An 18,239-nucleotide genomic window follows, 5' to 3' on the forward strand; every position below is an offset into this window, starting at 1 on the left:
GGGCTTCGGCGCCGCGATCGAACTGCCCGACCGCGCCGCGGACTTCCCCCGCGCCCTCCCCCGCAGCGGACGCGCCCCGCGCGGACCGCCCGGCCCCCCCCCGGCCCTCCCCGCGCCCGCCCGGCCCCCCCGCGCCCCCCCCACCCCGGCGCGCCGCCGCCCGCGGCCGCTCCTTTCGGCGCGGCGGGGGCCTTCACCCCTTTCCTCCGCCGGCCGGCGCGGCGTCAGCTCCAGAGGGCCTCGGCGAGGGACGCGCCCAGGAACGCGGCGCCGAGTCCCGCCGCGATGCTTCCGAGCACGTTCACCGCCGCGTAGAAGCGTGCCCCCGTCTCCGCGAGCCGCAGGGTCTCGTAGGAGAAGGTGGAGTACGTGCTGAGCGCGCCGCACAGTCCGGTGCCGAGGAGGAGCTGGACCTGGGAGGACGCGGCGCCCGCCGCGACGGCGCCGGTGACGAGGCCGAGGACGAGGGAGCCCGTGACGTTCACGGCGAAGGTGCCCCAGGGGAACACGGAGTCGTGCCGGGTCTGGACGGTGCGGTCGGTGAGGTAGCGCAGCGGGGCGCCGACCATGGCCCCGGCGATGACGAGGAGCCAGTTCACGCCGTGTCCTCCCCCGCGCGGCCCACGTAGCGGTGGACCTCGCAGTCGTCGAGGATGACCAGGCCCTCGGTGACCAGTTCGTCGATCTGCGGCAGGAACGCGCGGACGCGCTCCTCCGTGTCGACGATGAAGATCGCGACGGGGAGGTCCTCGCTGAGCGAGAGCAGCCGGTGGGTGTGGATGAGGGACCCGGCGCCGAAGCCCTCGATGCCGCGGAACACGGAGGCTCCGGCGAGGCCCGCCTTGTGCGCGCGGTGCACGATCTCGGCGTAGAGCGGCTTGTGGTGCCAGGTGTCGTTCTCGCCGACGAAGATGGTCGCGCGCAGCGCGGGCCCGCTCAGCGGGCGGGCGGCGCGGGCGGGCTCCGGTGCGGTCATCGTGAGGTCCTCCGTTCGACGACGCGGCGGGTCAGGTGGGCGGCCGCCCAGACCGCGGCGAGCGCGGTGACGGCGGTGAGGCCCAGGTAGCCGAGCGCGGTGCGGGCCGCCCCGGCGTCGGTGAGCCGGCGGATGTCGACGGCGTACGTGGAGAAGGTGGTGAAGCCGCCGAGGACACCGGTGCCGAAGAAGGGGCGGACGAGCCGGTGGGCGGCCCACACGTCGGTGATGACGACCATGAAGACGCCGATGACGGCGCAGCCGATCGCGTTGACGGCGAGCGTGGTCCACGGGAAGGCGCCGGGGGCGGTCGGCCAGATCAGGGCGGCGCCGTACCGGGCGCAGGCGCCGATCGCGCCGCCCGCGGCCACGACCGAGAGCACGGGGCCCTGGCCGCGCAGGATCGCGGGCCGCGGGGCGGCGGCGGGCGCTGGTGCGGCGTCGGGGTCGACCGGTTCCTCGGTCATGGACGTGCGGGCCTCTTCCACAGGTGTGTCTCCTACTCGCCGGAACGCCCGCGCCCGGTGCGGGCAGGGCGTGCGTGATCGCAAGTAGGGACCGTTGGCGGCGTGCTGCCGCGGTTGGGTACGGCGGGCCCCACCGCCGTACGGTGCACCCGGGGCCGCGTGGGCCGGAGCGATCACCGCCCGAAAATCCTACCCCGCCCCTCGCGGGGACCGCCTGCCGGAGCGCGGCCCCCGCGAGGCCGGCTCAGAGATCGGCCCCGAGTCCGCCGCCGCCGACCACGACGTAACTGCACTGCGTGTACGTGTAGCCGGGCTGGATGCGGCCGCCCGCGGCCCGGCCGCGCGCGGTCGCGCTCGCGCCGCCCGGCTTGTGCAGGAAGTGGTAGGTGCCGGCGGGCAGCCGCAGCGTCTTCTTCGGGTACGTCCGGCCGCTCGCCTTGCATGCCTTGCCGCGTCCGGCGGCCTCGCTGGAGTACGTCGAGCAGGAGCCGCAGGCGCCGACGGTGATCCGGCCGGTGACGGGCCCCGTGTAGAGGATCTCGACGGGGTCGGGGCCGTCGTTGCTGATGACGAGTTCCATCCGGGCCCCGCCGGGCGTGCCCGTGGGCGGCAGGCGGTCGCCGGCGGAGGGGCGCAGTTCGGCGATCTCGGCGGCGGTGGCGACCTGCCGGGCCCGCGCCCGGCGCTTGTCGCTCTCGTAGGTGCCGGCGAAGTCGGTCAGTGTCTTGCGCGCCTCGCTGAACTCCTTGTCCTTGAACTGGTCGATGCCGCACGCGTACGTGCCGTCGCGCACGGCGCCGGCGACGCGGCCGCGCAGATGGCCGGGCACGGGTGCGGGCAGCGCGTTCGCGGTGTCCCCGATGCGGCGCAGTTCGTCGGTGGCGCGGCAGGGTTCGGCGCCCTCGATCGCTCCGGAGCGTTTGTCGACGGCGGCGCGCAGGGCCGGCTCGACGCGGCCGGCCTGCGCCGAGTCGGGGAACGTGCGCAGGAGTCGGCCGAGTTCGCCGCCCTCTCCGTCGCTGCCGGCGGTGCCGAGCTTGCCGGTGCCGCAGTCGAGGAGCGCGGTGGCGAGGGGCTGGTCGGGCCAGGTCGCGAGGTCGCCGAGGACGTCGCGGTCGATGGTGTCCGGCACGTCCCGCAGGTGTTCGAGCGGGGCGACGGCCGCGCAGCGGTCGTTCTTGCGGTAGGGCGCGGAGACGGCCTTGTAGTAGGCGTCGAGGCTGGCGTGGACGCGGTGGGCGGCCCGGGATCCGGGGTGGTCCTCGGTCAGGTCGCGGTAGCGGCCGAGGGCGGTCAGGTAGGTGCTTCTGGCGCGGGCGAAGTCCTGGCCGGAGGCGTCCTGGACGAGGGCGTCGGCGGCGGCCAGCCGGTCGAGCAGCATGTCCTCGACGGCGTCGTCGCGCAGTCCGTCGTACGCGTAGGCGCCGCCGGCCGGGACGGCGAGCAGCACCAGGCCGAGTACGGCGGCCAGGATCGGCCGGACGGCGGGGGCCGTGGGTCCGGGGCGCAGTGCGCGGCGGGCCCCGTCGAGGGCGGCGAGCAGGAGGAGCGCGCCATAGCCGGTGAGGGCCCAGGCGGGGACTCCGTCGGGGTCGGCGGGCAGGGCCACGACGGCGAGCGCGACGGTCGCGGCGAGGCAGACGAGGGCGGGCAGCCATCTGCGCAGCAGGACGTAGCCGAGGCCCAGTCCGCAGAGGTTGAGCAGGGCCACGGCCAGGGCGCGGAGCGGCTCGGCGGGGCCCGGCGGCGCGGGCGGCGGGGAGGGCGGGGGCGGCGGGCCCCAGGACGGCGGCGGTCCCGGCGGCACGGGTGGCGTCGGCGGAGGGGTGCCGGGCGGGTTCGGTGGCAGGGCGTCGGGCGGCACCGGCGGAGGAGGTCCGAAACCCGCACCCCCCACCGGCCCTCCGGCCGAACCCTCTGCTCCGTCGGACGCGTCCCCCGGCCACCTCATAGCGGTCCCCCAACCGTCAGGTGTCACACCCAGGTTGTCACGATCCGGGGTGTTTCGACGCCTGTCAATCGCCCGGAGGGCACCACTTTCCGGCCGCCGACGGCCCGCTTTCCGGCCACGGGAAGAACAGCAGCTCAGGCCACTATGCACCCCGGCTATACATCCGGCGTATACACACTATGTATAGTGCGCGCATGTCTGCCGCACCCGTGAAGATGACGAAGATACGAAGGGGGTTGCGCGCGGCCGCGTTCGCGCTGACCGCCTCCACCCTGACCCTCGCCCTGAGTGGCTGCACGCAGTACGACACGACGAAGCCCAGCGCCGCCCGCAAGGCGGAGGCCGTCGACGTCGGTGACGCGCGGGCGGTCGATCTCGGCGACCGCGCACGGGACTTCGGCACCGTCGACTGCCGGCGCGCCAAGTGCGTGGCGCTCACCTTCGACGCGGGACCGAGCGAGAACAGCTCCCGGCTGCTCGACATCCTGAAGGAGCGCAAGGTCCCCGCGACGTTCTTCCTGCTCGGCAAGAACCACATCGCGAAACACCCGGAGCTGGTGCGGCGCATGGCGCGCGAGGGCCACGAACTGGCCAGCCACACCTGGGACCACAAGATCCTGACGGATCTCGGGGACGACGAGATCAGGGACGAGCTCCGGCGCACCGACGACGCCGTCGAGCACCTGACCGGGCGGCGGCCCACGCTGATGCGGCCGCCGCAGGGCCGCACGAACGACCGCGTGAGCGCCCTCGCGAAGGAGGAGGGCCTGGCTCAGGTCCTGTGGGACGTGACCTGCAAGGACTACGCGACCACCGACTCGGCGCTGATCCGCGAGCGGGCCGTGTCCCAGACCCGGCGGGACAGCGTCATCCTGCTGCACGACCTCTACAAGGGCACCGTTCCGGCCGTCCCCGGCATCATCGACGCGCTCAAGGAGAAGGGCTACGTCTTCGTGACGGTGCCCCAGCTCCTCGCACCGGGGAAGGCCGAACCGGGCAGGATCTACAAGCCCTGACCCCTGAACAGGCGTGCCGCGGCGGCTACTTCAGGCGCACCGGCAGGCTTCCGTACCCGTAGCCGATGAAGGACTCGACGTGCGTGGCGCCGTCCTCCAGGGCGAGGCCGGGGAAGCGGTCGAAGAGGGCCGGCAGGGCGATCGCCGCCTCCAGGCGGGCCAGCGGGGCGCCCAGGCAGAAGTGGACGCCGTGGCCGAAGGCCAGGTGCTCCTTGTCGGCGCGGGCGATGTCGAAGCGGTCCGCGTCCGGGCCGTGCCGGCGCGGATCGCGGCCGGCCGCCGCGTACGAGGCGAGGATGGCCTCGCCGGCCGCGATCCGGGTGCCGTCGGGCAGGTCGATGTCCTCGACGGCGTAGCGCAGCGGGAGGTTGGCGATCGAGGGGGCCCAGCGCAGGGTCTCCTCGATGACCTCGCTCCACGGGATCTCGCCGGAGCGGACCCGGGCGAGCTGGTCAGGGTGGGTGAGCAGGGCGTGCGCCGCGTTCCCGACGAGGTTCACGGTCGTCTCGTGGCCCGCGCCGATGACGAGGAGCAGGGTGTCGATCAGCTCCTGCTCGGTGAGGCCCGAGCCCGCGTCGTCGCGGGTGGCGATGAGGGCGCTGGTCAGGTCGTCGCCGGGCTGCGCGCGCTTGGCCTCGACGAGGGCGCCGAGGAGCTGGTGCACCTCCTGGAGGATCGCCTGCGCCTGTTCGGGCGTCACGGTGGTGTCCATGATCCCGGCGACGAGCCGGGCGGCGTCGGCCCGCTGCGCCTCGGGCACGCCGAACAGTTCGCAGATGACCTGCATCGGCAGCGGGTGCGCGTACGCGGAGCGCAGATCGGCGCGGCCGTCGGGAGCCGCCGCCATGGCGTCGAGCAGTTCGCCGGCGATCTGCTCGATCCGCGGGCGCAGGACGTCGGTGCGGCGCTTGGTGAAGGCGGGCGCGATCAGGGTGCGCAGCCTGCGGTGGTCGGCGCCGTAGGCGTTGAACATGTTGGAGACGCCGACCCAGTTGACGATCCAGGACTGCCGGTGCTCGCCCGCGATCCACTCGGGCCAGTGCTGGTCGGGGTCCTTGGACACGCGCGCGTCGGCGAGCAGCCCCTTCAGGACGTCGTACGAGGTGGGGGCCCAGGCCCGTATGCCGCCGGGCAGTTCGAGCAGGGCGGCGCAGGGATGGGCGGCGCGCAGCCGGTCGTTCTCGGCGTGCAGGTCGCGGCCCGCGGGGTCGAGGACGGTGGGGGTGACGGGTGCGGTCATGAGGTCTTCTGCTCCTGTGGGGGCGCGGCGGGGCGGGCGTCGACTGCGGGACGCCCGGCTTGCTTCATGATCGTTTACGTAACTGATCGTAGGCGCCCGCGAGTTGATGCCCAGCCGGACGACACGCCCACCCGATCCCGGACGTGGCGCAGCTCACCCGCGCGCGACCCGTCTACCATCGCGCCATGGCCGCCGATATCCGGATCGTCCGCGAAACGCCGCTTTCCCCCGCCGAGGCCTGGCGCCGGATCACCGACTGGGAGCGGCACGGCACGGTGGTGCCGCTGACCCGGGTCACCGTCCTCACCCCGCCTCCGACCGCCGCCGGCACCGTCTTCGTGGCCCGCACCGGCCTCGGCCGCCGCCTCGCCTTCGACGATCCGATGGAACTCGTCGCCTGGCAGCCCCCGCGCCGCTGCCGCATGGAGAAGCGGGGCCGGGTGGTCCGCGGCTGGGCCGAGTTCGAGGTACGGGCCCTGGCGGGCGGCGGGGCGCGGGTGGAATGGCGCGAGGAGCTGCGCGTGCGCGGGGTCCCGGCCGTGGCGGACCCTCTCCTCGCGGCGGCGGGCCGCGCGCTGTTCGGCCGGGCCCTCACTTCCCTGCTGGACATGACGAACTGACGGCCTGCCGGTCGTGGATCCTCATCCGCACACGCCCTGGGCGCGCCCCGGATACGATCTGCCGGTCGGACCAGTGGGGCGGACCGCCCGGCGGAGGGGAATGACCGTGCACGAACTACGGCTGCGCGTCGACATCGGCGACGGATCGGCCACCGACAGGGTGGACCGTCAGACACGTGCCCTCTACCAGGACTTGAGGCGACTCGGTGTCCTCAGCGTGCGGCGGGCGACAGCCGAGGCACCGACCGGTTCGATGGCGGGCGTGGGACACGATCTCGCGGTCCTCGTCCTCAGCGGCGCCTTCTCGGCGGCGGCCCTGAAGGCCGTGAGCAATGTTGTCGTCGCCTATGTGAACCGTACGAAGGCCCGCGCCGTCGAGTGGGAGTTCGACGGGAGCAAGGGGGCGTTCACCGCGCTGTCCGCGAAGGACCAGCACACCCTGGTCGACGCCGTCGCGGCACGTGTCGCGGCGGCAGAACCGGCACCGAGCACGACGGACGAGGCGGGGGACACCGATGGCGGGGCGCCGGATCGCACTGCTGGTAGCGACTGACGGCTACGACGACCAGGGGCTCAGCCGGCTGCGCACCCCCGAACGCGGCGCCGCGGATCTGCAGAAACTTCTGCAGGATCCGGCGATCGGCCGCTTCGACCATGTCCGGACCCTGATGAATCGGCCGAGGGCGGAGATCGAGGACGCGATCGCCGAACTGCTCCTGGACCGGGAGCCCGACGACCTCGTGCTCCTGTATCTGGCGGGCCACGGCATCCGGACCGACATGGACCGGCTGTACTTCGCCACCCTCAGCACCCGCCTGGCCCGCACGACCACCACGGCGATCCCGGCCCGCTTCCTGCACGAGCACCTCGACGACTGCCAGGCCGGCACCAAGGTCGTCCTGCTCGACTGCTGCTACAGCGGGCTCTTCCACCGGGGTGCGCCGATGTCGCCCGCGCCGGTCGACGTGGACGCGGCGCTCGGCGGCCGCGGCACGTACATCATCACGGCGTCCACGGCCCTGGAGTACGCCTACGACGGTTCCCAGCTGGCCTTCGACAACGCCCGGTCGGCGCCCCGCTTCACCGCCGCCGTCATCGAGGGGCTGAGCACGGGGCTCGCCGACCAGAACCACGACGGCATCATCACGCCCGACGAGCTGTACACGTACGTGCACGACACGGTGGTGAACCAGGCGGGACCGGAACAGACGCCCACCAAGTCGGGCCAGTGCGAGGGCACGGTGGCTCTCGCCTACGCACCGGACAAGGACATCTCGGCCGGGCCCGCGGGCCGGGCCGCCGCCGCGCACGAACTCCCGCTGGGAGCACTGCTCCCGCCGCCGGCCGAGACCGCGGACCGGGGCTTCGTCTGCGACGCCTGGGAAGGGTCCTCCCGGCTCATGGTCCCCCTGGGCCGGCTCGAGCACGCGGCAGGAAGCGGGACCATGTCCCTCGACCTGGCGGGACGGGACGGCAACGTCGCCGCGGTCGGCAAGCTGGGCAGCGGCAAGACGACACTCCTGCGCTCCCTGGTGCTGTCCCTGGCCCTGACACACAGCCCGGACGAGGTCGAGTTCCTGCTCCTGGAGGGCGCCGTCAACCGGCTGGGAGTGCTGCGTCGGCTGCCGCATGTCCGGGCCGTCGCCTCACCTGACGAGAGCGCCGCCGTGCGCAACGCGCTCACCGAGGTGTGGCACGTGATCGACACGCGGCGCACGCTGTTCCGCGAGCACGGCATCGACTCGGTGGAAGCCTTCCGCACGCTGCGCGCCGAGGGCGGTCTGCCCGGCGGCGGTCACGGCGACCTGTTCGTGGTGGTCGACGGCTGGATGGACTTCTGCTGGGAAATCGGATGGTTCGAGGACCAGGTGCACCGGCTCAGCAACACCGGTCTCAACTACGGCATCCACCTGTGCGCCGCCACCCGGCGCTGGAGCGACTTCTCCCCCGATCTGCTCGGCCTCCTGGGCACACGTGTGGAGCTGGCCCTCGACGACCCGCAGGAGTCGTCCGTGGACGCCACGCTCGCGGCGGGCGTGGGCGTCGGCTGGGCGCTCTCCCGGCGTCGCCGCTTCCGGGTGGCGGTGCCTCGCCTGGACGAGGTGACCGGTGCTGCGGCGGCCCGCCGCTCGCTGGCCGACACCGCGGAGAGGATGCGCGCCGCGTGGCGCGAACCACCGGAGGAAACCGCCGCGGGCCGCCGGCCCCCGTGGGTGTCGTGGGGGGCCGGGGCGGGGGGGGCCGCGCCACGACCGCGCCCGGCGGGGCGCTGCGTAGCGTGACGCGATGCATCTGATCCCCGTGACGCCCGCCGCGCGGCGCTGTGCGGCGGCCCTGCTGGGCGCGCTGCTTCCCCTGGGACTGACCCTGGACCTCGCGCGGGCCGCGGCCGTCCCGCCGCCCGCCCCCGGGCCCGGCGGGCTCAGCGCACCCCGCGTCTGCACCAAGGGAACGTGGCCGTGGGACTGCGTCGCCGAGTGCGAGAGCAGCGGCCGCTGGAACGCCAACACCGGCAACTCGTACTACGGCGGGCTGCAGTTCTGGCAGGCGACCTGGAAGGAGTTCGGCGGCCTCAAGTACGCGCCGCGCGCCGACCTCGCCACCCGCGAGGAGCAGATCAAGGTCGCCGAGGACGTGGTCCGCGTGCAGGGCTGGGGCGCCTGGCCGGTCTGCGCGAAGCGGTACGGGCTCAGTGGGCGGGCCCATTTCGTGCAGCCCGGCGACACCCTGGCCGCCGTCGCCGCCCGCTTCAAGGTCGCGGGCGGCTGGGAGGCCCTGTACCGGGCCAACACCAAGACGATCGGCCCCGACCCGAACCGCCTCACCGTCGGCATGATGCTGAAGCTGCCGTAGCCGTCCCGGGGGCCGCCGTGGGGGCCGCGCGCCGTCGTGGCCGGCCGCGCCCCGCGGCGACGTCGCTGAACGGCACTGCCCCGCCCCCCTGATGGGGGCGTGTGTGCAGGGCTTTCGGCGCTCAGGCTTCGCTCGCCTCGCCGCTGAAGGTGACGGCGCCCCGACCGAGTCCGTACACGAGCACCGGGAGCCCGGGCCGGGCCGGCAGGTGGCGCAGGGGCTGTGGCAGTCGTTGCTCGGCGAGGACCACGCACGCGTCGAGGCCGCGCAGCAGATCGTACGTACGGGCAGCAACCCGGGGCGACATGCCCTGGGTCGGCTCGTCGAGGAGGAGGACGCGGGGGCGGGCGAGCAGGGCACGGGCCAGGGCCAGCATGCGCTGTTCGCCGCCGGAGAGGGTGCCGGCGCGGCGGTCGAGCAGGGGGCGCAGCTCCGGGTAGGCGTCGAGGGCCGGGGCGAGGCCGCCGTCCGGGGCGGCGAGGCGGAGGTTGTCCGTCACGCCGAGCCCCGCGTGCACGGCCTGGCGGTCCGGGACGAAGCGCAGGCCCGCCGCCGCGCGGGCCCGCGCGGTGCGGCCGGTCATGTCCCGCCCGTCCCACAGCGCGGCCCCGCCGGACAGCGGCACCGTGCCGGCGAGCGCGCGCAGCACGGTGGTGCGGCCCGAGCCGTTGCGGCCGAGGAGCACGGTGAGCGTGCCCGCGGGGGCCGCGAGGGTGACGCCGTGCAGGGCCTCCAGGGGGCCGTAGTGGACGCGGGCGCCCCGCAGTTCGACGCCGCGCCTCATCGGCCGGCCCTCGCGGGGAGCACCTCGCCGGGCGGCCCGGACGCGACGATCCGCCCGCCCTCCAGTACGTGCACGGTGCCGGCCAGCGCGGCCACCAGTTCCAGGTCGTGCTCGATGATCAGCAGCGCCGTGCCGTCGGCGGCCAGGGCCCGCAACAGCCGGGTCAGCTCGGCCACTTCGGCGTCGTCCAGGCCGGCGGTGGGTTCGTCGAGGAGCAGGACGTGCGGACGGCCGGCGAGGGCGCGGGCCAGTTCGACCCGGCGCAGCGTCCCGGTGGACAGGTCGTCGGTGCGCCGACCGTCGGGCACCCGGAGCAGCCGCAGCAGGCGTGCGACGGCCCCGGGATCACGGACGCGGCCCTGCTCCGCGCCGACCCGGATGTTGTCCCCGACGCTGAGCGAGGGGAACACGACGAGCTGCTGGAACGTCCGCGCCACCCCGAGCCGCGTCCGCGCGTGCGCCGCCGTCCGCGTCACGTCCCGGTCCCCGAACGACACGCGGCCGGCGTCCGGCCGCAGCGTGCCGGCGAGACAGTGGAACAGAGTGCTCTTCCCGGCCCCGTTGTCCCCCACGACAGCGGTCACCCGCCCCGCCTCCACCCGCACCCCGACCCCGTCCAGCACCACCCGCCCCCCGAACCGCACCACGATCCCGGAACAGGCCAGCACGGGGGCCCTGCCGGGCGGTCCGGCGGCGGCGCGCGGAGCCGGGGGAGGGGAGGGCGGGGTGCCGCCCGGCCCGGACCCCGCGCCGGGGACGTGTGCCGACGGCTCGGCCGGGCGGCCCGCGTCGGCTTCGGGTCCGGCCGGTGCGTGCGGCGCTGCCCGGGGCGTGGGCGTGGCGGGCGTGTGCGGCCCCGCCGAGCCGGACGGCCTGCCTTCCGGGGCGGGCGACGCCTTCCGCCCCGCCGAGCGGGAGGGGGCGAGATCCGGGCCGGACGCCGTGCGGCCGTGCGGGCGGCCCGTGCGGGGGGCGGGCCCGGCCGGCCCACCGTCCCGCAGGTCCCGTGCCGCCGACTCCCCGTCCGCCTCTGTGCCGACCCGACCCAGCCGGACCCGCACCGCGTCCCCCCGCTCGGTCAGCCGACCGCGCCCCCGTGCCCGTACCGACAGCGAGCGCACCGCCTCGTACGGGCCCTCCGGGAAGCGGCCCACCAGGACGGCCAGGAGGCCGACCGTGGCCGCGGCCACGCCGCCGCGGGTGCCCGCGTCCAGGCCGACCAGGAGAGCCGCGCCCAGGAGGGCCGAGAGGGGGCCGTCCGCGCCGAGGACGACGATCGCGGCGAACCAGAGCAGGCCGCGGACCGGGTCGAAGGAGGCCGGGTCGAAGGAGCGCAGGCCGAAGGAGAGGAGAGCGCCGCCCAGGGCCGCCAGGGCGGCGGCCAGGACGAAGGCCGCGACCTTCAGCGCGGCCACCGGGACCCCCGCCGCGGCCGCCCCCGCCTCGTCGTCCCGGAGCGCGGCGAGCGCCCGCCCGGACCGGCCCCGCCGCACCTGGCGGACCACGAGCAGGGCCCCGCACAGCAGGACCAGTTCGAGGGCGTAGAACGCGCGGTCGTCGGCGAGGCCCGCGGGGCGGGGCGGGACCAGGCCCGCCGCGTACGGCTGAGCGAGCACGAAGCGGCTCACCCCGACCCCGACCGCGAACGTGGCCAGCGCGAGCGCCAGACCGTGCCGGCCGATCGCCGGCAGCGCGGTGAGCAGGCCGAGCGGCGCCACCAGGAGCACCGCGAGCACCAGCGCGGCCGGACCCGGCAGTTGGGGCAGTCCCGGGAAGCGGCCCAGCGAGAGGAGCACCGCGAACAGCGCCCCGAGCCCCGCGAACGCCCCCTGGCCCAGCGCGAGCTGCCCCGCCCGGCCGGTCACCACGACCAGCGACAGCAGGATCAGCGCGAGCGCCGGCACCTGGACGGCCGTGTGCAGGTCCGACCCCGCGAACCCGAGCGGCAGCAGGAACAGCACCCCGGCCACCGGCCACGCCCCCGGCGGCGCCGGCACCACCCGCCGCGTCGCCGCCCGCGACAAGGCCCCCGCCCCGCCCACCGCGGGCAGCACGAGCGCGGCGACGAGCAGCGCCACCACGAACAGGTTCGCCCCCACCGCCTGGAGCAGGGGCTGCGCCCAGCCGCCCGGATGCAGTCGCGTCAGCTGGCTCTGCGCCACGCCGACGGCGAGCGCCACCCCGACCGCGACCGACAGATACCGCATCCGCGCCGCCACCGCGACGGCCACGACCTCCATCACCAGGAGCGGCAGCCCGTACGGGTCGAGCCGCACGTACGGGGCGAGCAGCACCCCGGTCAGGCCCGCCGTGCACGCGCCGAACGCCCAGCCCACGGCCGCCACCCGGTCCGCGTCGACCCCGCCCAGCACCGCCAGCCGCCGGTCGTCGACCACCGCCCGCAGCTCACCCCCGAACCGGGTCAGCCGGGTCACCGCCCACACCGCCACCGCGACCGCGCACACCACCGCGAGCTGCCCCCACGGGTCGGCCGAGATCAGCACCGGGGCGTCCTCCTGCGCGCCCGTGCCCCACAGCAGCGCCGCCGCACCCACCAGCAGGACGAACACGCCGATCGACGCGACCAGCGTCCGGGCCGGATCGTTCCCGGACACCGCGAGCGGCCGGAACACCCCGCGTTCCAGGGCGAGTCCGAGCGCGGGCGCCACCCCGAGCAGCACCAGCGCGGCGCCCGCCCACAGCGGCCAGTCCCACACCACGACGAACTGCCGCAGCAGGTAGGCGCAGAACACGGCGATGGCCCCGTGCGCGAAGTTGAGCACGCCCGTCGCCCGGTACGTGACGACGAGCCCGACCCCGGTCAGCGCCGCTGCCGCGCCCACCGACAGGCCGGCGAGCGTCAGTTCGTACGTCAGCGAGGCCACGCCTCAGCTCCCGGCGGGAGGCTCGCACAGCGGGCACGGGGCGAGCCCCCGCTCGGCGGCACCGGCCGCGTCGACGGGCACCGCGTCGGCCCGGCCCTCGACGAGCGGGCAGTCGGCCCGGTGCCACAGCGTGCCGCCCGGCACCGTCCGCAGCTCGTCACCGGTGGCGAGCGGACCGGCGACCGTCTCCGCGCGCGCAGGCGTCCCGGTCGCCACGAGCAGCTCGTACAGCCGCTCCACCCGCGACGCGGCGAGCACGCTCCGGCCGTACGTGAGGAGCACCGCGCCCGCGACGATCAGGGCCGCGCCCGGCACCGTGCACGAGGCGAGATACGGCAGCTGCCGCTCGGCGAACCGCTCGCCCGACACCCCGTACCAGCCGATCGCGCAGAGCACCGCCCCCGCGGCGAGCGCGGCGAGCCCCGCCCACGCCGCCGGGTGCACCGAGCGTGGTCCGACCGTCCGCATCGTGGCTCCCCCGTCGTCGCACGGCCCTGTGCGCGTGCAGGTGTCTGGTCTTGTCCGGCGATCGCTTGCACTATGCCTCCTGGAAGCCGACCCTGAAAGCACCGGGCGCAGGACAGGCCCGGACCGATACCCGGTGGTGAGCCAGATGGTTCTCGGGAGCAGGATCAGGACGGGCCGCGGGCGCGGCGCCGCGCTCGCCCTCGCCGGCGCGCTGATGCTCGGACCGGCCCTCGCGGCGTGCGGCGACGACAGCGGGGGAGCGGACACCAACCCGCCGACCCCCGCCTCGCGGACCCCCTCGGCGACGGCCCCGGCCGACCCGGCCGCGGCGCAGAAGGAGATCAAGGAGAACTGGAAGAAGTTCTTCGACCCCTCCGTCTCCATCAAGGAGAAGGAGGCCGTCCTGGAGAACGGGCAGCAGATGCGGCAGGTCCTCCAGGGCTTCAACGGCGACCAGCGAGGCCAGCAGGTCTCCGCCGAGGTCACGAAGGTCACCTTCACCTCGCCGACCGGCGCCGACGTGACGTACTCGCTGTCGCTCAAGGGCGCCACCGTGCTGCCCGACGCCAAGGGCACCTCCGTCGAGCAGGACGGCACCTGGAAGGTGTCGGTCAAGACACTGTGCGCCCTGGTGCAGCTGAGCGAGAATGCGTCGGCCGCGCCGGGCTGCTGAGGCCCTCGCCCTCACCGCGGCGCTGCTCGCGGTCGCGGCCTGCGGCTCCCGGCTGCCCGAGAGCGCCTTCGAGGACGGCCGCACGAGCCGCGCCCCGGCGGACGCCTCCGCCCCGATCCGCGTCGGCATCATCACCAGCGCCACCAGCCCCGTCGGCGGCGCCACCTTCACCGACACCCGCGACGGCGCCCGGGCCTACTTCGCGCACCTGAACGCGCACGGCGGCATCGACGGCCGCCGCGTCGAAGCGCTCCTGTGCGACGACGGCGGCAGCGGCGTCGGCAACAACACGTGCGTCCACCGCCTCGTCGACGAGGAGAAGGTCGTCGCCCTGGTCGCCACCACCTCGCTCGACTACGCGGGCGCGGCCCGCGTCTCCCGCGCCGGCGTCCCCGACATCGGCGGCCAGCCCATCGGCCCCGCCTACGACACCTACCCGCACCTGTACGGGATCTACGGCAGCTCCGCGCCCCGCGACGGCACCCCCGGCTGGAACGGCACGCTGTACGGCGGCACCGAGGTCTACCGCTACTTCAAGCGCGAGAAGGGCGCCCGCACCGCCGCCGTCGTCTCCTACAACCAGGCCGCCTCGGCCGCGTACGCCCGGCTCGTGACGCGCGGTCTGGAGGCCGAGGGCTACAAGGTGGTGCCCGAGGAGGTCGACTTCGCGCTGCCCAACTTCCGCGCCGTCGCCGCCGATCTGAAGAGCCAGAAGGCGGACCTCGTCTTCGACGCGATCGACGCGCACGGCAACGCCCGGCTGTGCGAGGCGATGGACCGGGCCGGGGTCCGTGTCACCGCGAAGGTCACCAACGTCCAGAACTGGTCCTCGACCGTCGCCGCCGACTACAAGGACGCCCCGCACTGCCGCGACTCCCTGTGGGTCACCGGCTCCAGCCGCAACTACGAGGACACCGGGCACCCGGCCGTCCGCGCCTTCCGCGACGGCACCGAGAACCTGAAGACGCACTCCCAGTGGCAACTGGAGGGCTGGGCGGCCGCGTTGTGGTTCACCGACGCCGCCCGTTCCTGCGCGGCGCACGGCGACGGCGTCACGCGCGCGTGCGTGGACCGCTTCATGAACCGCGACGAGCCCTACACCGCCCGCGGACTGCTGCTGCCGGTCACCTACCGCCCCCTGCCGGAGCCGCCGGCGACGCGCCGCACGTGTCTGTCGGTCGCCCGCTGGGTCGACGGACGTGGCTGGGTCACCCAGAACGGTGACATGACGCGAACCTGCTTCGACGTCCCGCAGCTCGCCTACCAGCCATAACGTCCTCCTAATGGATGGATTGACGAAAAGGTTCCCGATGTCGGCTTCCGATCCGGCAACTCTTCTGGAACAAGATGATGATGAAGAACAACCCTCGTCGGGGCATCCCTGTCTAACCATGCGGTAGGCGGAGGACCCGGGCTGTTCAGACTGATGTGACTGTTGGGACTGACCGGTGCTGACCGCGAGGAATGGTGGGATACGGGGACGCATGCAGATTTCTTTCCTGATTCACAATGCGTACGGGATCGGAGGGACGATCCGCACCACGTACAACCTCGCCAACACCCTGGCCGAGCAGCACGACGTCGAGGTCGTGTCCGTCTTCCGGCACCGCGACCGGCCGGTGTTCGCCACCGACCCGCGCGTGCGGGTGCGCCATCTCGTCGACATCCGCAAGGACGGCCCCGGCTACGAGGGCGACGACCCCGACTACCACCGCCCCGCGAGCTTCTTCCCGCGCGCCGAGGGCCGCTACGCGCAGTACAGCGCGCTCACCGACCGGCGCATCGCCCAGCACCTGGGCAGCGTCGAGGCGGACGTCGTCGTCGGCACCCGCCCGGGGCTGAACGTGCACCTGGCCCGGCAGACCCGGCGCGGCCCGCTGCGCATCGGCCAGGAGCACCTGACCCTCGACACGCACTCGCCCGCCCTCGTACGGCAGTTGCGCGCCGTGTACCCGAGGCTCGACGCCCTCACGACGACCACCGAGGCCGACGCGCGCGCCTACCGCGAGCGGATGCGGCTGCCCGGCGTCCGGATCGCGGCCCTGCCCAACCCGGTGCCCGCGCCCGGCGTCGCCCCCGCCGACGGCAACGGCAAGTGGGTCGTCGCGGCCGGCCGCCTCGCCCCGGTCAAGCGCTACGACCTCCTCATCAAGGCCTTCGACACCGTGCGCGCCGAGCGCCCCGACTGGCGACTGCGCATCTACGGCGGCGGCAAGCAGAAGGACAAGCTGCGCCGCCTCATCGACCAACTCGGCCTGTACAACCACGTGTTCCTCATGGGCCCCGCCAACCCCATCGAGCCGGAGTGGGCGAAAGGTTCCGTCGCCGCGGTGACGTCGACCTTCGAGTCCTTCGGCATGACGATCGTCGAGGCCATGCGCTGCGGCCTGCCCGTGGTCGCCACCGACTGTCCGCACGGCCCCGGCGAGATCATCGACAACGGTGTCGACGGCCGCCTCGTCGAGGTCGGCAACGTCGACGCGATCGCGCGCGGCCTGCTCGAACTCATCAACGACGACGAGCTGCGCCGGCGGATGGCCGCCCGCGCGCTCACCGACTCCGAGCGCTTCGACCCGGCCCGGATCGCCGAGCGCTACGAGACCCTGTTCGGCTCGCTCACCGCGCGCGGCGGCCGGATCGGCCTGCTGCAGCGGGCCCGCGGCTCCCTCCTCGACGGCGCCTACGCCGTACGGAACGCGTTCACCTCACAGGCGAAGGGGCGCACCGCATGACTCCGCTGGCCGTACCCGCACCCACCTCCGGTTCCGACGACAGGACCGCGGCCGCCGCGGCGCCGCGCGCCGACTGCATCGCCGACTCGGCCGGCGGCCTCACCTTCGACGTCCTGGACCACGGGGCGCACGACCCGGCGCACCTCGTGCTCATCGACCGCGCGGGAGGCGAGGAGGTGCGGCTGCCCCTCGCCCCCGCCGGGGGCGGCCGGCTGCGCGCCTCGCTCCCCATAGGCGTCGGGCTGCCCGAGGGCCGCTGGGACGCGTACGCGCAGGTTGCCGGGGAGCAGCCGGTGCGGCTGATGCCCGGAGTGAACGATCTGCGCTCCCTCGTCGACCGGGCGCCGAGCGGCTCGCGCGGCCACGTCGCCGTCCGCATCCCGTACGCCACCAAGCACGGCAACCTCACGGTCCGCAGCTGGCTGCGCACCCCGCACGCCGAGGCCGGCGAGCTGCTCATCGCGGACGGCGCGCTGACCGTGCACGGCCGGCTCTACGGGACCGCCTTCGCGGCCGGGGCCCGCGCCGAGCTGCGCTCCCGGGAGGCGGCCGGGCAGGTCAGGACGGGGGAGCTGTCCGCGGACGGGGGCGCGTTCACCCTGCGGATCGGCTACGCGGACCTGGACGCGGGACGCTGGGACGTGTGGCTGCGGCCGGCCGGTCCGGAGGGCTCCGAGGTGCGGGTGGCCCGGCTCCTCGACGACGTCGCCGACAAGAAGCCGATCTTCACCTATCCGGCCGCGCGGGTGAGCGCCGCCGGCCGTGAGCTGACGGCGAGCCCGTACTACACGGCGGACAACGACCTGTCGGTTCTGGTCGCCGCGGCCTGACCGCCCCATTCCGCGCCGGGCAATTCTCACGGGCCTCAACTCGCCCACGAGGCCCGCGCCTTCGGTAATCCCGGAATGCGGGAGGGGCGGCCGGAAATGCGTGCCGGGAGCCTGTCCAGAATTCATGGTTCCGGCCGCTGGGGAATTCATCGGGGAGCTCGTGGAATTCCCGATTCCGGTCGTTGTGAAGTCCTGATAAGAATCGTTCCGGTCGTGCGGAACCGCCCGATCGTGTGAGGAAGTTCGACGTACGAGGCTGTCGTGATCTTGTGACGAAAGCGTGACCGTACGAACCGGGAGAGGGGGCGGCGGCCGGGCCTGGCGCCGTCCGGGCGAACCGCCTACGGTGGCCGCATGGCACCCGTTCCGACCCCGCCCGCAGACCCGCAGGACAGCCCCGACGCGTACGTCGGACTCGACGCCCAGGAGGCCGAGCGCCAGGCGCGCGGCCGCGGCTGGTCCACCGTCCGGCAGCTGCCGCCCGGCGCGATCATCACCATGGAGTACCTCGCAGGACGCCTGAACCTGGAGGTCACGGACGGCACCGTGACCCGCTCCTGGAAGGGCTGACCCGGACCGCCAGGACAGGGGGGGTGTGGGGGCGCGGTCGCTGGTGGGGGGCGGGCGGGGGGGGTGGGGGGGGCCCGTCCAAGGGCGGGCGCCCCCCGAGACCGCGGCCATTCCGGACAGGGAGCGGATGCCGGAGCCGCGAGCGAGGCCGAGCAGGACGGTCTAGGCATGGTC

18 protein-coding genes are annotated in these 18,239 nt (G+C 74.6%); 10 read left to right on the plus strand and 8 right to left on the minus strand.

Annotated features, from left to right (window positions below; genetic code table 11):
- Nucleotides 1-224: 224 nt before the first annotated feature.
- The 4 genes from crcB to ACFW9D_RS32060 form a co-directional block, all read right to left on the minus strand.
- Nucleotides 225-599, minus strand: coding sequence for a fluoride efflux transporter CrcB (gene crcB, locus ACFW9D_RS32045; RefSeq protein WP_384627766.1), 375 nt, complete (start codon nucleotides 597-599; stop codon nucleotides 225-227).
- Nucleotides 596-976: a DUF190 domain-containing protein gene (locus ACFW9D_RS32050; RefSeq protein WP_188336204.1), complete on the minus strand. Its 381-nt coding sequence runs from the start codon at nucleotides 974-976 to the stop codon at nucleotides 596-598. Before ACFW9D_RS32050 ends, crcB begins: the two co-directional genes overlap by 4 nt.
- The gene (locus ACFW9D_RS32055; RefSeq protein WP_384627770.1) at nucleotides 973-1,443 is read right to left on the minus strand and encodes a fluoride efflux transporter FluC; all 471 of its coding nucleotides are present in this window, start codon (nucleotides 1,441-1,443) and stop codon (nucleotides 973-975) included. Before ACFW9D_RS32055 ends, ACFW9D_RS32050 begins: the two co-directional genes overlap by 4 nt.
- Nucleotides 1,444-1,687: 244 nt before the next feature.
- Nucleotides 1,688-3,307, minus strand: coding sequence for a hypothetical protein (locus tag ACFW9D_RS32060; RefSeq protein WP_223206472.1), 1,620 nt, complete (start codon nucleotides 3,305-3,307; stop codon nucleotides 1,688-1,690).
- Nucleotides 3,308-3,609: 302 nt separating this feature from the next.
- Between ACFW9D_RS32060 and ACFW9D_RS32065 the strand changes: the two genes are divergently transcribed.
- The gene (locus tag ACFW9D_RS32065; protein ID WP_384627798.1) at nucleotides 3,610-4,410 is read left to right on the plus strand and encodes a polysaccharide deacetylase family protein; all 801 of its coding nucleotides are present in this window, start codon (nucleotides 3,610-3,612) and stop codon (nucleotides 4,408-4,410) included.
- A 25-nt stretch (nucleotides 4,411-4,435) separates the two neighbouring features.
- On the opposite strand, the gene ACFW9D_RS32070 is transcribed toward ACFW9D_RS32065, so the two are convergent.
- Nucleotides 4,436-5,650 (minus strand): cytochrome P450, encoded by a 1,215-nt coding sequence (locus tag ACFW9D_RS32070; protein ID WP_188336205.1) that lies wholly within the window; start codon nucleotides 5,648-5,650, stop codon nucleotides 4,436-4,438.
- A 185-nt stretch (nucleotides 5,651-5,835) separates the two neighbouring features.
- Between ACFW9D_RS32070 and ACFW9D_RS32075 the strand changes: the two genes are divergently transcribed.
- The 4 genes from ACFW9D_RS32075 to ACFW9D_RS32090 all read left to right on the plus strand — a co-directional run bounded on the left by ACFW9D_RS32075 (nucleotide 5,836) and on the right by ACFW9D_RS32090 (nucleotide 9,123).
- The gene (locus ACFW9D_RS32075) at nucleotides 5,836-6,270 is read left to right on the plus strand and encodes an SRPBCC family protein (protein ID WP_384627775.1); all 435 of its coding nucleotides are present in this window, start codon (nucleotides 5,836-5,838) and stop codon (nucleotides 6,268-6,270) included.
- 106 nt (nucleotides 6,271-6,376) lie between these two features.
- Nucleotides 6,377-6,823, plus strand: a complete 447-nt coding sequence (locus ACFW9D_RS32080; protein WP_384627778.1) for a hypothetical protein — start codon at nucleotides 6,377-6,379, stop codon at nucleotides 6,821-6,823.
- Entirely contained in the window at nucleotides 6,786-8,552 is a 1,767-nt protein-coding gene (locus tag ACFW9D_RS32085) for an FtsK/SpoIIIE domain-containing protein (protein WP_384627781.1), read from the plus strand. Before ACFW9D_RS32080 ends, ACFW9D_RS32085 begins: the two co-directional genes overlap by 38 nt.
- A gap of 4 nt (nucleotides 8,553-8,556) precedes the next feature.
- Complete coding sequence (locus ACFW9D_RS32090) at nucleotides 8,557-9,123, plus strand: transglycosylase family protein (protein WP_188339746.1); 567 nt, start codon at nucleotides 8,557-8,559, stop codon at nucleotides 9,121-9,123.
- A 121-nt stretch (nucleotides 9,124-9,244) separates the two neighbouring features.
- Here ACFW9D_RS32090 and ACFW9D_RS32095 read toward each other — a convergent pair whose 3' ends face one another.
- The 3 genes from ACFW9D_RS32095 to ACFW9D_RS32105 are packed head-to-tail and all read right to left on the minus strand — an operon-like array spanning nucleotide 9,245 to nucleotide 13,260.
- Complete coding sequence (locus tag ACFW9D_RS32095; RefSeq protein ID WP_384627784.1) at nucleotides 9,245-9,907, minus strand: ATP-binding cassette domain-containing protein; 663 nt, start codon at nucleotides 9,905-9,907, stop codon at nucleotides 9,245-9,247.
- Nucleotides 9,904-12,792 carry an ATP-binding cassette domain-containing protein gene (locus ACFW9D_RS32100; RefSeq protein WP_384627786.1) on the minus strand — a complete coding sequence of 963 codons (2,889 nt, stop codon included), beginning with the start codon at nucleotides 12,790-12,792 and terminating at the stop codon, nucleotides 9,904-9,906. The genes ACFW9D_RS32095 and ACFW9D_RS32100 overlap by 4 nt, the downstream gene beginning before the upstream one ends.
- A 3-nt stretch (nucleotides 12,793-12,795) precedes the next feature.
- A complete protein-coding gene (locus tag ACFW9D_RS32105; protein ID WP_188339749.1) occupies nucleotides 12,796-13,260 on the minus strand; it encodes a hypothetical protein in 465 nt (154 codons plus the stop codon).
- A 145-nt stretch (nucleotides 13,261-13,405) separates the two neighbouring features.
- Between ACFW9D_RS32105 and ACFW9D_RS32110 the strand changes: the two genes are divergently transcribed.
- The 5 genes from ACFW9D_RS32110 (at nucleotide 13,406) to ACFW9D_RS32130 (ending at nucleotide 18,065) form a co-directional block, all read left to right on the plus strand.
- Nucleotides 13,406-13,933: a hypothetical protein gene (locus tag ACFW9D_RS32110; protein WP_384627790.1), complete on the plus strand. Its 528-nt coding sequence runs from the start codon at nucleotides 13,406-13,408 to the stop codon at nucleotides 13,931-13,933.
- Nucleotides 13,908-15,206 carry an ABC transporter substrate-binding protein gene (locus ACFW9D_RS32115; protein WP_384627793.1) on the plus strand — a complete coding sequence of 433 codons (1,299 nt, stop codon included), beginning with the start codon at nucleotides 13,908-13,910 and terminating at the stop codon, nucleotides 15,204-15,206. The genes ACFW9D_RS32110 and ACFW9D_RS32115 overlap by 26 nt, the downstream gene beginning before the upstream one ends.
- 211 nt (nucleotides 15,207-15,417) lie before the next feature.
- Entirely contained in the window at nucleotides 15,418-16,665 is a 1,248-nt protein-coding gene (locus tag ACFW9D_RS32120; RefSeq protein ID WP_188339752.1) for a glycosyltransferase family 4 protein, read from the plus strand.
- Entirely contained in the window at nucleotides 16,662-17,495 is an 834-nt protein-coding gene (locus ACFW9D_RS32125; protein ID WP_384627795.1) for a hypothetical protein, read from the plus strand. Before ACFW9D_RS32120 ends, ACFW9D_RS32125 begins: the two co-directional genes overlap by 4 nt.
- 354 nt (nucleotides 17,496-17,849) lie before the next feature.
- Nucleotides 17,850-18,065 (plus strand): I78 family peptidase inhibitor, encoded by a 216-nt coding sequence (locus ACFW9D_RS32130; RefSeq protein WP_188339754.1) that lies wholly within the window; start codon nucleotides 17,850-17,852, stop codon nucleotides 18,063-18,065.
- The last annotated feature ends 174 nt before the right edge of the window (nucleotides 18,066-18,239 follow it).

The organism is Streptomyces sp. NPDC059524 (genome assembly GCF_042749255.1).
Taxonomy (GTDB): Bacteria; Actinomycetota; Actinomycetes; order Streptomycetales; family Streptomycetaceae; genus Streptomyces; species Streptomyces xanthii.